Raw genomic sequence first — 14,945 nt, forward strand, 5'->3', positions numbered from 1 at the left:
AGAGTTTTCTTTATTGCATGGGAATTGTGGTATTTTTATAATTCACAGTAGCCACTAATTCTTGTTTTGCTCAAACCTCAGTACCTGTTTTTTTGGAGTATTACCCTTCTTCTCCTCACCAATTATCCGAATTCCCCAATTCGAACATTGGAAGGTTATTCCTCTGATGAGATAGATTCAAGTTTTGGATTGAGATCTCTCGAAGATCCTGCCCTTACTGGGCCCGAAATTCTATGTGTGGTTTTTGGGTCGGTTATTGGTGATTTTTTTGGTGCGGGAGACCCTGAAACAGATGTTTATGCATGGGTGATAACCGGTCCGAGTGGTGACATTTTATTTGATGGTTCGGGGGGGGCTGGTTTCCAAACTTTGAGTTACACCTTTTCTGAAATCGGAACCCATCAGATAAGTCTAGAAATATTTCGGGGAGCTATTTCCATTTTCCAGGATACTTTGGAGGTGGAAGTAATTAACGGGGCTGAAATCCTACTCAGCCAAAGTTATACTACCTGTTCGGGCCAGGATCTTACGCTTTCTGCAATCAGTCCCAGCAGTGATAATTTTGAAGATTACATTTTTGAATGGCGTGATGATACAAATACCATTATTTCAACTGAAAATGACTTGGTTAATCCAGAACCAGGGACCTACAATGTTTCCTTTTTTCAGGAGGATTCTCAAGGAAACCTTTCCTGTGAAAGAACATTAGAAACTAGAGTCGATCTAGCGGATACCGTAAAGATTATTGCTGAGGCTAGTACAACCTGCCCAGGAGAACCGGTTCTGTTCCGTACAGAACAGGACTTGCTAGGAGACTGGTATTATCAAAAGGAAGGCAGCCCAGATGAGATATTCATGCGTACCTCCAGAGAATTGGATCTGGAGCCAAGTTTCTTTTTGGATGGACCCGGTGAGTATGAAATCATTTTCAGGATTGATAACCCCGAAACTCCCGAGTGTAGCCTTGTTGATAGAGTGAACCTTACCTTTAATCCACGACCAGAGTTTACCGTAATCGCTGGTCAGGCTTCTTCAGGTTGCCAGCTTCCAGATGGGACTGTTATCATAGAAGCATTAACTGAGCTCGATGACGTCACTATAGATGGTACAGGACAATTCAGTGGTCCTTTAAGCCCCGGGGATACTTTTGAATTTACAGGTCTGAAATCGGGGACTTATACTGGACTTGGAACTTTGGGTAATTGCGTTTTTCGATTAGCCACCGTGGTAGCTCTTGATGATCCTCCATCTGAAATTGATTTTGAAGTAAGTGAGGTCATGCCTGAAATGTGTACGGAAACCGGGAAAGTAGATGGCTCATTTATTATTGATCTCCTCAATGGTCCTGCAGAAGGCGGTTATCGCGTCCTAAACGAAAGAGGCTCAGTGGTACGAAATGGCAGCTTTGACAACAGAGAATCCTATCCTATCGATTTATTTGGAGGAACTTATTTTGTGGAAGTTTTTGACTTAGACAGTTGTAGTTTGCCTGCAAGCCAAGAAGTAGTTATCGAGGGTTTAAACCTTGTACAATTTTTCATTCAATCTGAAATTAATGTTTGTCAAACCTTTGATTATGTCCCCGCTACCACTCAGGACCTCCTATTTACCCTAACAAGACCTGATGGTAGTACTGAGCAGCAATTAGCCGGAGAGGCATTCACATTGGATCAGGAAGGTGAGTATTTACTTTTAGGTGAAATTGAGAACCAAAATGAAATTTGTCCCCGACTTGAAACTTTCAATGTTACCCTGGTAGATCCTATTGAATTTGAACCGGTATTAGTTGAAGAGGATTGTTTTGGAAACAGAATTTATCAGGCCATACTTCAGGATAGTGAACCTGAAAATGCTGTATTTACCTGGTTTGATGAAGAGGATAATGTAGTGAGTAGAGAAGAGTTTTTAATTCCTACGACTACCGGCACCTTTAAGCTAGATGTACAACCCAGAGGTAGCCAAGCCTGCCCTTTTCCACCTAAAGAATTTGAAATCACGGAACCTGTCCTTTCCGTAGATCTGACATTGGAAAAGACACAGCTTTGTGAATTAGGTCCTGGAGCCACCATCACATTAAGCACTACTTTCCCGGATGAAGTGACTGATGTTGAATGGCGGAGATACGATGCAAGCCGAAATATTGAATTACTGCCTGAGTTTAAGGATCAAACAGAAATAATCATCGAAGAACCTGGAGTTTATGAAGCATCAGTTTTTAGTAGAAACCCAAACACAAATAAGGACTGTGAATTGGGTAGAGAAACAATTGAAATTGAAATCAATCCAAACAAAATAGATTTTGAAATTCCTTCAGAACTCACCATTTGTGAAAGATTTCTCTTCACTCCAGAGACGAGCCAACCTTTAACCTTTGAAGTGAATAGCCCAGATGGAAACGTCCTGATTATCGAAGCCGGGGAAGAGATTCTGCTTGATCAAAGTGGAATATGGGAATTCTATGGTTTTGATGAGAACTCTACCACGCTTTGTCCGGAACTGAAAGAATTAACTGTTCAACTCAATGAAGCTCCGGTTTTTGATGCTGTTTTTCAAAGTAAGGACTGCCAAGGAAATCAAACTTTCATAGCTCAGATCCAAAACTACACCCCAGAAGAAGTTTCTTTTTCATGGATGGATTCATTGGGAACTGAACTTAGCACAGATCAGGTATTTACTACTTCAGGATTTGGAGAATTCAGTCTTGAAGTTCAACCCCTTGTTGGAGAACCCTGTGAGGATTCTCGAATATTTTTTGAAGTGGAAGAACTTGTTCTAGAGGTTTCAGTAAACTTGGAGACAGAACCTTTCTGTGCAGATAGCCAAACCAACTTACTTACTGCTTCTGGAGACTTCGATGGAGTCGGTGAGACTCGCTGGTTTTATACGGATTTCGATGGAAACGAAATAGAGCTAATGGAAGAAACTGGGCAAATGCAGATTGAGGTAAGTGAAGAAGGTACTTATGAGGTTCGCGTTATTAATGAAATCAATTGTATCCTAGGCAGTGATATGACCTTGGTACTAAAAATTCCTGATACCAATAGGCCTGAATTAGAAGAAACTTACCAAGTTTGTCCAAGATATGAAATTGGACCAGATTTAGATCCTGGAGACTTTATAGGATACGAGTGGTATCTCGAAGATGAACTGCTTTCTACTTCACCAATATTCAAACCCACCTTACCAGGAAACTATACTTTAATCGTAGAGTCGAATGAAGGGTGCTTTTTCTCCGAGACTTTCTCGACTATCGAAGAATGTGAGCTAAGAGTTTCATATCCTAATGCCATAGAGCCCGCTAATCCTGATAAGCTCTTCCTTGTTTACACAAACTATCTGATTGATGAACTGGAAGTTTCTATTTATAATCAATGGGGAGGATTAATTTTTTACTGTAATCAATCGGACCTTTTAACTGAAGAAGCAACTTGCTTCTGGGATGGAACTTATCAGGGCAAAAAGATTCCAAATGGCTCTTATGCGATCCGCTTAAATTTCCGGAATTTTGAACAAAATATTGATGAATATCAATTAGGAACAATTCTCGTAATCGAGTAAAATATGGAATATATTTTGCTATGAGTGTACCACTCAATTTTGAGTTCGAGCTTAATTAAATCCCTTAAATTCTCCGTTTCTTGGCCAGTAGTAAATCGGTTTATCCTTTTGGGTTTATCAAAAGGCTGTACTTGCCTTTTTTGATGGTCCTAAACTTGCTTTTGGGCATTTCTTTGAATGTTTTTTCTCAAGCAAATCAGCCCGAATTATCTGGACCAAATCAGCTATGCATTGTTTTTGGTGGTGTAATTGGCACATTCTCCGGAGGAGGAAATCCAAACACAGATATTTATTCCTGGCTGGTCACAAGCGAAACAGGAGAAACCCTCTTTAACCGTACAGGAGGTGACCAATTCGATGAAATCAAGGTTTCATTTAATGAAATCGGAAATTACACAGTCTCTCTATCAGTACGGCGAGGTACTGAAAATATTTATGAAAGCACCTTAGAGGTCTCTGTGACTAGAGGTCCAAAAATTGACTTACTTCCTGATTACTTACTCTGCGGAGATGAGCCCGTCGAGCTAGTCGCAATTGACGAAAACACGCCCAATTTTTCAGAATACTACTTCGTTTGGAAAGATTATGACGGGAACATTGTAGGGAATCAAAATAGGTTTTACACTAGAGAAGAAGGTTTCTATTTCGTAGAACTCTTCTTGTCCGGCTCTGGGGGTAGCCGAACCTGTCTCATTTCTGGAAGCACCTTCGTGGGGCCAAGTTTGGATTTTGAGGTTCTGACGTCGGCTGAAACCATTTGCCAAGGGCAGAGCGTATTCTTAACTACAGACACTCCTATTTCTGGTAAATGGCTACTTAAAAGACCTGGGACGGATTCAAAAGTCGAAATTGGAGATGCATTCTCTTTGAACATTGAAGCAGGAGACTTACAGGATATCGGCGTTTATGAAGCCTCGTTTGTTGCTGTCGATCCAGATTATCCAGACTGTCCTTCTGAGAGAAAAGTTCGATTTGAAGTAGTTGAAGCTCCGAAAATCGATGTGCTCAAAATTAGTGAACCAAAGGACTGTGCTGATGACACCGGCTCATTCTCTGTTACTCCGCCGAGTAATTTGGACTCACTTATAATTCCTGAGATTAATTTTTCTAATGTGAATTTGGGTTCAGGTTCAGAAATCCTTTTCGAAAATCTAAAACCCCAGGTCTACACTATTTCTGCTTACAGAAATGGCTGTGAGTATACGAGTCTCATGATCCTCGAATCCGAAGATCCACCAAGCAGTTCAAATCCTCCTGTCCAGATGGAAGTAAATTATAGTGTTGGAGCGGAATCCTGTTCGGACTTTTCGGTGCGTAATGGATGGATTGACCTAGACTTTCCAGATGGTGAAGTAGATGGAGAATATAGAATTCTAGCTTTGGGAAAAGGAACAATCCGAGGGGGAAATATTTCAGATCAAGACACCTTGCGAGTCGATTTGCCAGATGGAAACTACCTTTTTGAGCTCAAAATAGATGGTTGTACTTACCCCATTCAGGAACTTTCTATAGAAAATCAACCTGAAGTAGAATTCAGTATTCCACCATCCATTAATATTTGTGAGACTTTTGATTTTATACCTGAAACTGATCAGGACTTAACCTTTACCCTCTATTATCCAGATGGACAGGTAGAATCTAAATCTTCACAAAACTCCTTTAATCTTACTCAGGCTGGTTCTTATCGGCTTGAAGCTAGTCCAAGAGGTGGAGAAAATTTATGTTCGAAATTTAAAACCTTCACAGCTACTCTTTCTCAAAGAATTGAATTTGATGCGGTTCTGATTGAAGAAGATTGTTTTGGAAACAAAGTTTATGAAGCCCAACTGGTTTCAATTGATGAAAGCGAGGCTAGCATTCGTTGGTTAAATGAAGATGCAGAAATAGTAGGAAGAGGAGCCTTATTTTATCCCACATCTGTTGGGGCTTTTTCTCTAATTGTTCAGCCTTTGGAAAGTGGGTTTTGTCCAGTTGAACCAGAAAACTTTGAAATCGAACCACCAATTTTTGAAGTACCAGTAGACTTATCTGCCACTAAGTTTTGTCCAAATCCTGACTTTGCCACTATAACTTTGGAAACAAATGAAGAAGAAGTTACCCGGGTAGATTGGATTTATTATGATGAATCAAATGATAGGCAGGAGCTGGACCAGCTTGCAGATCAATTTGAGATTCAGGTATTCGAAATAGGTGCTTATGAGGCCGTGGTATTCAATAAATTGGGTTGTGAAATTGGAAGAAATTTTATTTTCGTTGAAGAAAGCACCTTATTGGATCAACCGGAAATTGCAGATCGAGTACCGGCCTGCTCAAAAGAAAACTCCATACCTCCACTTGATCCCGGCGAGTACGAAACTTATGAATGGTTTTTTGAAGGGAGTCTGGTTTCTTCAAAGCGATTATTTAAACCAACCCAAGTAGGAAGTCACACCTTAGTGGTGACTACAGTGGATGGGTGTGAGTTCGTGAAGGAGTTTGAAACATTCGAAGTATGTAACTTCAATGTAGTTCACCCAAACGCCATGGTTCTAGGAGACTCAACCAGAGATTTCAGGCTTTTGGTAGACGAAGGAGTTGATGAGGTAGAACTATTTGTTTTAAACAGACAGGGGGCCCTAATTCACTATGACTTTGCTAATCAGTTCGAGCCCAGGTCTGCTCTCTTTAAATGGGATGGAAAGGTTCAGGGAAAGCAAATTCCACTGGGAACTTATGTGGTAGTAATCCAGGTAAGAAACACCACTTATGGCTTCGAAGATAAAATCACAAGTTCATTGCTAGTGATCCAATAATTCCAGTCTGGAGATTATTTTTTTAAACGGAAAAGTCCAAATCCAATATTTTTCATATTTTCATCAGATTCATTTGACTTAATTCAAACCCAAAACCAAACAACCTTACCTATGAGTGACAATATTAATCGGTCAGCCCTGTTTAATGCCAGCTGTTTCGCATTGATTACCACCGCTTTTACCTTTGCTATTAGAGCGGGGATTCTTGATCAGCTTGGCGAGAACTTTAGTCTTACAGCCGAAGAACTCGGTTTTATAAATTCTATGTGGTTCCTTGGATTCCCAATTTCAATGATCCTAGGCGGAATTTTTTATCACAAAGTAGGACCTGCTAATATTATGAGAATCGCTTTTGTAGCCCATACAGTGGGGATTCTGATGACCATCTACGCAGGTGGCTATACGACCCTTTTGATTTCAACCCTATTTATAGGGTTTGGAAATGGATGTACAGAGGCAGCATGTAACCCAATGATTGCAGACATGTACACTGGAGTAAAAATGAATAAAATGTTAAACAGGTTCCACATGTGGTTCCCGGGAGGAATAGTGTTAGGAAGCCTGATCTCCAAATTTATGACAGACATGAGTATGGGTTGGGAAGCTCAAATCTGGATCATGATGATTCCAACTGTCATCTATGCTGTGCTTTTCTTTGGTAAAAAATTCCCAAGGCCTCAAGTTCAGGGCTCCGATTCTCTTTTGGAAAATGTGAAAGCCATGTTCAGTCCTGTATTCATCTTTCTATTCTTCTGTATGGCATTGACAGCAATTTCAGAATTTGGACCACAGCAGTGGGTAGGTTTGATCATGGGCTCAAGCGGAGCCAGCCCTATGCTCATTCTGGCATTGACTACTGGTGTGATGGCTGTCGCTAGATTCTTTGCAGGTCCAGTAGTAGGTAAGCTAGGCCAGACAGGAGTGCTACTAACCGGGTCAATTTTAGCTACCATTGGGATTTATTTATTTAGCTCTGTGACTGGTCCATTAGCGTATGTAGCTGCCGTGATCTTTGCATTGGGTGTCGGCTATTTCTGGCCAGTGATGGTTGGGGCTGTCGCCCAAAGGGTACCACTTAGTGGTGCTCTTGGAATGTCTATTATAGGCGGTGTCGGAATGTTTTCCACTGCCATATTTCAACCAATAATTGGAAGTTGGATTGATGACGCTAATGCAGTAAACGCCGCACAAGGTTTAACTGGAGAAGCATTGGAACTGGCTGCCGGTCAAGACACCTTAGTCAAGATGCTCCTATTCCCTGGCACCCTGATAATACTATTTACCATATTCTTCTTTTGGCAGAAAAGTAATAAAACAAGGGCCCAAGTTTCTCCGGCCCACTAAAAAGAAAAGCAGCCATTTGGCTGCTTTTTTTAATTCTTAATTGCAAGAAAAACTTTCATAATCATCCCTAAATAGGGACCAAAGCTTTCCATCCTCATCTCGGTAGGTGATGGTCTCAGTGCTTTCGAGTAATTCTAAACCGTCGGTAGTTAGGCTACTTCCATCAGAAAGAATAATAGTACATGAGCCCGTAAACTCTTGAACTTCCAGAAGCTCTTCGCAGGAAGTGCATATTAGAATCAAACAAAAGGAAATTAGTCTTTTCATTACTTGTCTTGAAAACCAAATATGACCAAAAGATATGGCACATAAAAAAATTGTGCTACTCGCTCTTCAAAAAATCTTTTACCTGAAAATCAAAAAAGCTCTGCTTTAATAGCAGAGCTTTGTGACCTCGTCAGGATTCAAACCTGAAACCTCCTGAGCCGTAATCAGGTGCTCTATTCAGTTGAGCTACGAGGCCTTTTGCGCTGCAAAGGTATTTAATTTTCCATTCCCAACCAATATCATTAAAATTACAACATCGAAATAGGTAAAAACAGCTTAAGAATTATTAAGAGGGAAAGGGGTATAAATCTTGCGATAATTCCTATTTTTGCGGGCATTGATAGCAAAATCGTCCCACTCGATTGATGAAAAAAATTTATACTTTATTCTTCCTGATATTTTTGTTTCAAGGAGTTCAGGCCCAAGATCAAGAAAGCAGAATCCCAAAAACACCAATAGGTGGCCGACCAAATATCCCCAGTGATCTGTCTGTGGAGTTTGGTTTTAATCAACTTACCAATAGAGCTGAAGATTTGGGAGTAAGGTTCTTCCGGTCCCGTACTTTCAATGTCTATTATCAGTACCCCATTAACATCTTCGGTGATAATTCTGGTTTTGTTTTAAAACCAGGAATAGGAATCGGAACAGATAAAATGGCTTTTCAGGAAAATAAAAACCTGTTCAATAACCCAGACCTAGGCCCCGAATCTAGTCAGCTCTTGGAACTTACAGAAGTTTTTGGAGATAATATCAGGATCAAAAACAATACTTTCGCAGCAAACTATATTGATATTCCCTTGGATCTGGTTTGGCACTTGAATAAGTCAAATTACACTTCAGGTTTCCGTGCGAGTGTTGGAGGTAAAATTGGGTTCCTTTATAATGCTCACTCAAAAATCACCTTCACTGATGCCAATGGTCTGCAGAGAAAAGTGAAGGATTCTCAAAATTACGGATTGGAGAAAATACGTTACGGAATAAGTGTTAAAGCAGGTACACCTGGCTTTTATGCCTGGGGATACTTTGGCTTAAATCAAATTTGGCAAACTGGCTTAGGGCCTGACAACTCCAGAGCGAGTCAAATCAATTTTGGAATTGCGGCAGTCCTCTTTTAAGAAATCGACTGAAAAATAAATCAACCGAAGATCGCTCTTCGGTTTTTTTATGTCCATACAAACTGGAACCCTAAATAACAACAAAGAAATCCATAAACCAGACCAGCATAAATCTCCTGTGGTCTATGAGCATTCAAGTATAATCTTGAAGTCCCAACAATCCCTGCTAGTAAAATTGCCCCCAGCAAATAATAAAGCTCTTGGAAGTTTGGGAAAAATGAAGCCATCACAATGATGATAGCCATTAAGCCTCCTACTCCAGTCATATGTGCAGACATTTTCCAGAAAAAAGTCACTATAGTCAGTCCAATAATTGTCAGGGTGATCACAAATAGAGATCTCCAAATCACAGGATCAAACTCAGTTTTGTCGTATAAAAAATAGGTCGTCAGACCGAAATAAATACAAATAATAGTAAAAGGAATGTAGCGCTCTGCCATGGTGGCCATGTGGAGACTTTTAACCACTCCCGAAAGTCTAAAGCCAATAATGGTAATTAACGGAATCAAAAGCGTGGAAAGTACGATAAGTGAATAGAGCCTATCCTTAAATTCAACCGGAATCGAGCTGGCCTCAGGTACCGAATAAAAGATAAGTGCAAATACCATTGAAGGGATGAGCAGTGGCTGAAAGACAACCGATATGATTAAAGCTATTTGCCGCAGCACTACAATTCTTTTCTTAGGCGGGCTACTGGAATTTGAAGCTGTTCTCTGTATTTAGCCACAGTTCTCCGGGCAATGTTATAGCCTTTAATATTTAGTAACTTCACCAATTTATCATCCGAAAGCGGCTTTTTCTTGTCTTCGGAATTAACCAATCCCTGCAAAACTGATTTCACTTCCCGATTAGAAACATCTTCACCACTTTCCGTTGAGATTCCTTCAGAAAAGAAATACTTCAAGGGATAAACTCCAAATTCCGTCTGGATTGCTTTACTATTAGCAACTCTGGAGACAGTGGAAATATCCATATCAATTCTCTCGGCAATGTCTTTAAGGATCATGGGTCGAAGTCTGGTCTCATCTCCATCTACGAAAAAATCTTTTTGATACTCGAGAATGGCTTCCATGGTCTTCAAAAGCGTATTTTGCCTTTGCTTAATGGCGTCAATAAACCACTTTGCTGCATCCAATTTTTGCTTTACAAAAGTGACTGTCTCCTTTAGTTTCTTGTCCTTTTTATTGCTCTTGTCATACGCTTCAAACATCTCAGAATAAGATCTTGAGATTCTAAGTTCGGGTGCATTCCTCGAATTCAAAGTGACTTCCATCTTTCCATCATTCGAATTCAAAATGAAATCAGGAATTATATATTGAGTTTTAACCAAACCATCGGAAATTCCACCTGGTTTTGGATTTAGCTTAGTGATTAAATTTACTGCCTCCTTGGTCTCTTCATCACTCAGATCACACTTCTTTTGAATTTTAGAGAAATGCTTCTTTGTGAATTCATCAAAACAATCCTGGATGATCATGATGGCATTCTGAACCGCCGGATCATCCGGATGTTCCTTTCTTTCAAGTTGAAGTAAAAGGCACTCCTGCAAATTTCGAGATGCGATCCCAGCTGGATCGAAGTTTTGAATTTTTCGGAGTAATTCTTCCAGCTCATCGATATCAGTTTCTATGTTTTGGCTGAAAGCCAAATCATTTATAATGGAATCCAAGTCCCTTCGGATGTAACCATCATTTTCTATGCTGCCTATAAGTTGAGCGCCAATTAGTTTTTGTCTTTCGTCCAGCTTAAGGAAATTCAACTGAGCCATAAGCAACTCGTGCAAGGAAGCATTGCTGGAAATCGGAATTTCTTTACCCTCATCATCAGGGTTGTAGTTTCCGTCTCCATGCATCTTATAACCGCCATAGTCATCGGAGAGATAGTCGTCCAGGTTCACATCCCTATCTTCAGCCATCGGCTCCTCATCGTATGGGTCATCCATGTCATCCTTTGGATCCTCATCCTTACCTTCTTCGAGTGCAGGATTAACCTCTAATTCCTCCTCAATCCTTGTATCCAGCTCAGCTGTAGGCACCTGCAACAGCTTGATAAATTGAATCTGCTGGGGAGATAATTTTTGTGATAGAGATTGACTTAAATTTAGCTTCTGCATTCAGATAAAGATTACACCAAATAACGCAATTTGAAAGGCCTTAACTTAGGTGATCGGCTTGTGATCAAAGTTAGAAAAAACAAGGTAATTTTTGATAAAAAGCTTATTTAATCGTTTTTTTGCAAACTAAATAAATCGGCTCATATACGACCGAAAAGCCTTAAAAAAGGATAGCATGTCATTCAACAAAAGAGTAAAAATCAAGAGCTTATTAGCGCAAAGTCCTATAGGAGATACCGTCACCGTAATGGGATGGATCCGAACAAAAAGAGGAAATAAAAATGTGAATTTTATCGCGCTGAATGATGGCTCTACGATTTTGAATTATCAAATCGTAGCAGATCCGAATGCTATCCAGGAGGATGTATTGAAGGCATGTACCACTGGGGCATGTATAAAAGTGAAGGGAAAGGTAGTAGAATCACAAGGCTCAGGCCAGAGCTCGGAGATTGTTGCTGACAGCATTGAAGTTCTTGGATCGGCAGATCCAGAAAAATACCCCCTTCAGCCCAAAAAACATTCATTGGAATTTTTGAGGGAAATTGCGCATTTGAGGATGCGTACCAGCACCTTTAGTGCCGTGTTCCGTGTTCGTCACGCATTATCATTTGCTGTCCATAAATACTTTAATGATAAGGGATTCTTCTATATCAATACCCCTATCATTACGGCCTCGGATGCAGAAGGAGCGGGTGAGACATTTAAAGTGACCACTCTTGATCTTGGTAATCCGCCGAAAAATGAAAATGGAGAAGTAGATTTCAAAAAGGATTTTTTTGAGCGTGAAGCTAATCTTACTGTGTCGGGTCAGTTAGAAGGCGAACTAGCCGCTCTGGCTCTTTCTGAAATTTACACCTTCGGTCCTACTTTTAGAGCGGAGAACTCAAATACCACCAGACACTTGGCTGAATTTTGGATGATTGAGCCAGAAATGGCCTTTTATGATGCTGAGGACAATGCAGATCTCGCTGAGGATTTTTTGAAATATCTAATTGGTTACGTCCTTGAAAATTGTGAACAGGATCTGGAATTCCTTGAGAGAAGACTTCTCGACGAAGAAAAATCAAAGCCTGCTGATCAAAGATCAGAAATGGCGCTCAGGGATAAATTAAGGTTCGTTGCCGACAGTAATTTTGAAAGGGTAACCTATACGGAAGCTATAAATATCTTAAGAAACTCTAAGCCAAATAAAAAGAAGAAATTCCAGTTTGTGATCGAGGATTGGGGTGCAGATCTCCAATCCGAGCACGAACGGTATCTGGTAGAAAAGCATTTCAAAAAGCCAGTCATCCTTTCCGACTATCCGAAGGAAATTAAGTCCTTCTATATGAGAGAAAATGAGGATGGAAAAACAGTGGCCGCTATGGATATTCTTTTCCCGGGAATCGGAGAAATAGTGGGAGGATCCCAGAGAGAAGAAAGATTAGATGTCCTTACCGCAAAAATGGAAGAGATGAATATCCCACAGGAAGAAATGTGGTGGTTTCTAGATACAAGACGATTTGGTTCCACACCACACTCTGGATTTGGTTTGGGATTTGAAAGAATGGTGCAGTTCGTAACCGGGATGGGGAATATTCGCGATGTGATTGCATTCCCAAGAACACCGGGTAATGCCGAGTTTTAAATGAATTAATCCAATTTAAACCTGACATTTCTGTCAGGTTTTTTTATATGCTCATCCAATAGGAAATCCAAAACAGAACAAAACGATAAAGAAAAAATCCAGGAATTACCCAAAGCCCCAAAGCAAGACTTTTTAATCCTGCCTCTAACCAAGAGATTGCAAAGGCCCTTTTTATCTGAAAAAAGCTATACAGCCAAATAATGAAGAAAAGAGAAATACTTAAAGAGACTTCTGAAAATAACCAGCCCAAGGGGACATCAAATTGGTTTATAAGAAAAAGAAAAACACCGGGCAAAACCACTAAGAAAGCTAAAATATAAAAGCTGTAGAAGTAAGCTGATTCCGCAAATAAATCCACCATAAATAAGTCTTTTCTTTTCCAGAACAGGACCCTCAAAACTAGCCCTTGCATAAACACCAGTAAAATCAAGAGCAGTTTTGCATTCGAATTAGAATGTCTTTCGTAAACAGATGTAAATTCTTCCATTGACAAGGAGCTATTTTCAACCCTCTGCTCCACTTTTGGACGAACCCAATCACTGTATGGAAGGCCATTTAATTGGGTATATAGGGAAGTATTAAAACTGGAGATAATTGGAAAAAGAAAATAAATCAGGTTAGCGAAAAAGAACATCTGCAAAGGTGAAAGATACCTCTTCCGAATTCCCTTGATGAAAGAAAGGCTAAGTTCACCTGGTTTGGTAATCATCAATTTCATGGTCAAGAAAAATTTCCCATCTGCCACAAAAATCGAAGAAATGAGTTCTGAAAAGAATGATAAAAGCCCTTTGTCTTTACTGGTCAAGTTTTTTTGGCCACACTCATGGCAAAACTTTCCATATAACTCGGCACCACAGTTCTTACAAAATTCTTTTTCTTCTAACATATTCTCTTTGGCTCCAAGAAGATGTGAAAAAAGTGGAAATAATACTTTACCCTCAGCTAACTATTTTGACTCTTCTCGCAACAGGGATACACATCAGGCTAAAAAATATAGCCAGATAACCTACGATATTATAATTGGTCAGTTCACCTGCTGCATTTTCACCAATAATTACACCAGCAATCAAAGAGGCAACTCCTGTAGCTATTTGCTGTATGGATGAATTGAAGCTCAAAAAACTACCTCTGTTTTCCGCAGTGGCAGTTCCTGTAATAATCGCCGCTGCAGGGACATAGCGACCATTTGAAGTTACAAAGAACATAGTAGAGATAAGTAGTACATATGGAATCGGTGTAACCCCTAAATTCGTGATTACACCTATAGGAATGATATTCAAGCACATGAACACAGTAAACACCTTAAGTTTTCCATATCTATCCGCCATTCTTCCCACCCAAGGAGAAGTAAAAATAGTGACTGCTCCCCCTGCCATATAAATGTAAGTCAGTTCAATTTCGGTAAACCCCACGTTGGCTACAGTAAATGGACTCAAAAATGGGATGATCATAAATTGACCAAACATAATCATGACCGAAAGTAAAATAGCCCTCATTTGGTTTGAGTTGCTTGTAACTCTTTTTACTACCACTATTGGATTAGGTCGTTTCACTTCAGAATTCAAGTGATCGGAAATACTTGGGATGTATTGGAAAATCATAACAAGACTCCCTGCTGACAATGCTGTAAGAATGTAAAAAGGAGTATGCCAATCAGATAGGCCTGCCAGAAACAAACCTAATGGCACCCCAAGCACAGAGGCAACAGAAAAAGCAGCCATGACCAAACCCATAGCTCTTCCTCTCCGCTCATCAGGAATTACATCACCAATAATCGCCAGAATTAAAGCTGTATTCAGTCCACCAAAAAGTCCGGAGAGAACCCGGGCCGATAGCAAGATGGAATAGGAGTTTGCCAGTGCACATCCTAAAGTGGCCAGAGTGAAGCCCACATAAACCCAAAGAAGAATTTTTTTTCGATCAAATCTATCGAGAAAAAATGCTCCAAAAAAACTGGAAATACCTGCGCTGAAGGTGTAAGAAGAAACTAATAAACCAAATTCCCTAGGTGAGATATCAAAGATCCTCATCAACTGAGGGCCAAGGGGCATAAGGATCATGAAATCAACAATATGGATAAAGTTGATGACGGCCAGGGTCCAGAGTAATAGCTTCTCATTTCGCATGGC

At 40.1% G+C, this 14,945-nt stretch carries 10 protein-coding genes and 1 tRNA gene; 5 read left to right on the forward strand and 6 right to left on the reverse strand.

Translation table 11 applies throughout. The features are described 5' to 3' along the window. The first annotated feature begins 147 nt into the window (after positions 1-147). From QVH07_RS02590 to QVH07_RS02600, 3 genes are all read left to right on the forward strand, one after another. Entirely contained in the window at positions 148-3,558 is a 3,411-nt protein-coding gene (locus tag QVH07_RS02590; protein ID WP_289998569.1) for a T9SS type B sorting domain-containing protein, read from the forward strand. Positions 3,559-3,638: 80 nt separating this feature from the next. Then, positions 3,639-6,350 (forward strand): hypothetical protein, encoded by a 2,712-nt coding sequence (locus QVH07_RS02595; RefSeq protein WP_289998570.1) that lies wholly within the window; start codon positions 3,639-3,641, stop codon positions 6,348-6,350. Between the two features lie 111 nt (positions 6,351-6,461). Beyond that, positions 6,462-7,694: an MFS transporter gene (locus tag QVH07_RS02600; RefSeq protein ID WP_289998571.1), complete on the forward strand. Its 1,233-nt coding sequence runs from the start codon at positions 6,462-6,464 to the stop codon at positions 7,692-7,694. 36 nt (positions 7,695-7,730) lie between these two features. Here the strand turns inward: QVH07_RS02600 and QVH07_RS02605 are convergent, their stop codons facing one another. Further along, the gene (locus QVH07_RS02605; RefSeq protein ID WP_289998572.1) at positions 7,731-7,961 is read right to left on the reverse strand and encodes a hypothetical protein; all 231 of its coding nucleotides are present in this window, start codon (positions 7,959-7,961) and stop codon (positions 7,731-7,733) included. A 122-nt stretch (positions 7,962-8,083) separates the two neighbouring features. Further along, positions 8,084-8,157, reverse strand: a tRNA-Arg gene (locus QVH07_RS02610). A 169-nt stretch (positions 8,158-8,326) separates the two neighbouring features. On the opposite strand from QVH07_RS02610, the gene QVH07_RS02615 reads away from it, so the two are divergent. Further along, positions 8,327-9,076, forward strand: a complete 750-nt coding sequence (locus tag QVH07_RS02615) for a porin family protein (RefSeq protein ID WP_289998573.1) — start codon at positions 8,327-8,329, stop codon at positions 9,074-9,076. Positions 9,077-9,123: 47 nt separating this feature from the next. Here the strand turns inward: QVH07_RS02615 and QVH07_RS02620 are convergent, their stop codons facing one another. Further along, positions 9,124-9,684 (reverse strand): phosphatase PAP2 family protein, encoded by a 561-nt coding sequence (locus QVH07_RS02620; protein ID WP_289998574.1) that lies wholly within the window; start codon positions 9,682-9,684, stop codon positions 9,124-9,126. Positions 9,685-9,743: 59 nt separating this feature from the next. Then, a complete protein-coding gene (gene rpoN, locus QVH07_RS02625) occupies positions 9,744-11,189 on the reverse strand; it encodes an RNA polymerase factor sigma-54 (protein WP_289998575.1) in 1,446 nt (481 codons plus the stop codon). A gap of 175 nt (positions 11,190-11,364) precedes the next feature. Between rpoN and asnS the strand changes: the two genes are divergently transcribed. Then, positions 11,365-12,816 carry an asparagine--tRNA ligase gene (asnS, locus tag QVH07_RS02630; RefSeq protein WP_289998576.1) on the forward strand — a complete coding sequence of 484 codons (1,452 nt, stop codon included), beginning with the start codon at positions 11,365-11,367 and terminating at the stop codon, positions 12,814-12,816. 43 nt (positions 12,817-12,859) lie between these two features. Here asnS and QVH07_RS02635 read toward each other — a convergent pair whose 3' ends face one another. After that, on the reverse strand, positions 12,860-13,702 hold the full coding sequence (locus QVH07_RS02635; protein ID WP_289998577.1) for a DUF3667 domain-containing protein: 843 nt from the start codon (positions 13,700-13,702) through the stop codon (positions 12,860-12,862). A 52-nt stretch (positions 13,703-13,754) separates the two neighbouring features. Beyond that, the gene (locus QVH07_RS02640) at positions 13,755-14,942 is read right to left on the reverse strand and encodes an MFS transporter (RefSeq protein WP_289998578.1); all 1,188 of its coding nucleotides are present in this window, start codon (positions 14,940-14,942) and stop codon (positions 13,755-13,757) included. Positions 14,943-14,945 lie beyond the last annotated feature (3 nt).

It is taken from the genome of Algoriphagus sediminis, from assembly GCF_030403435.1.
Lineage (GTDB): Bacteria > Bacteroidota > Bacteroidia > Cytophagales > Cyclobacteriaceae > Algoriphagus > Algoriphagus sediminis.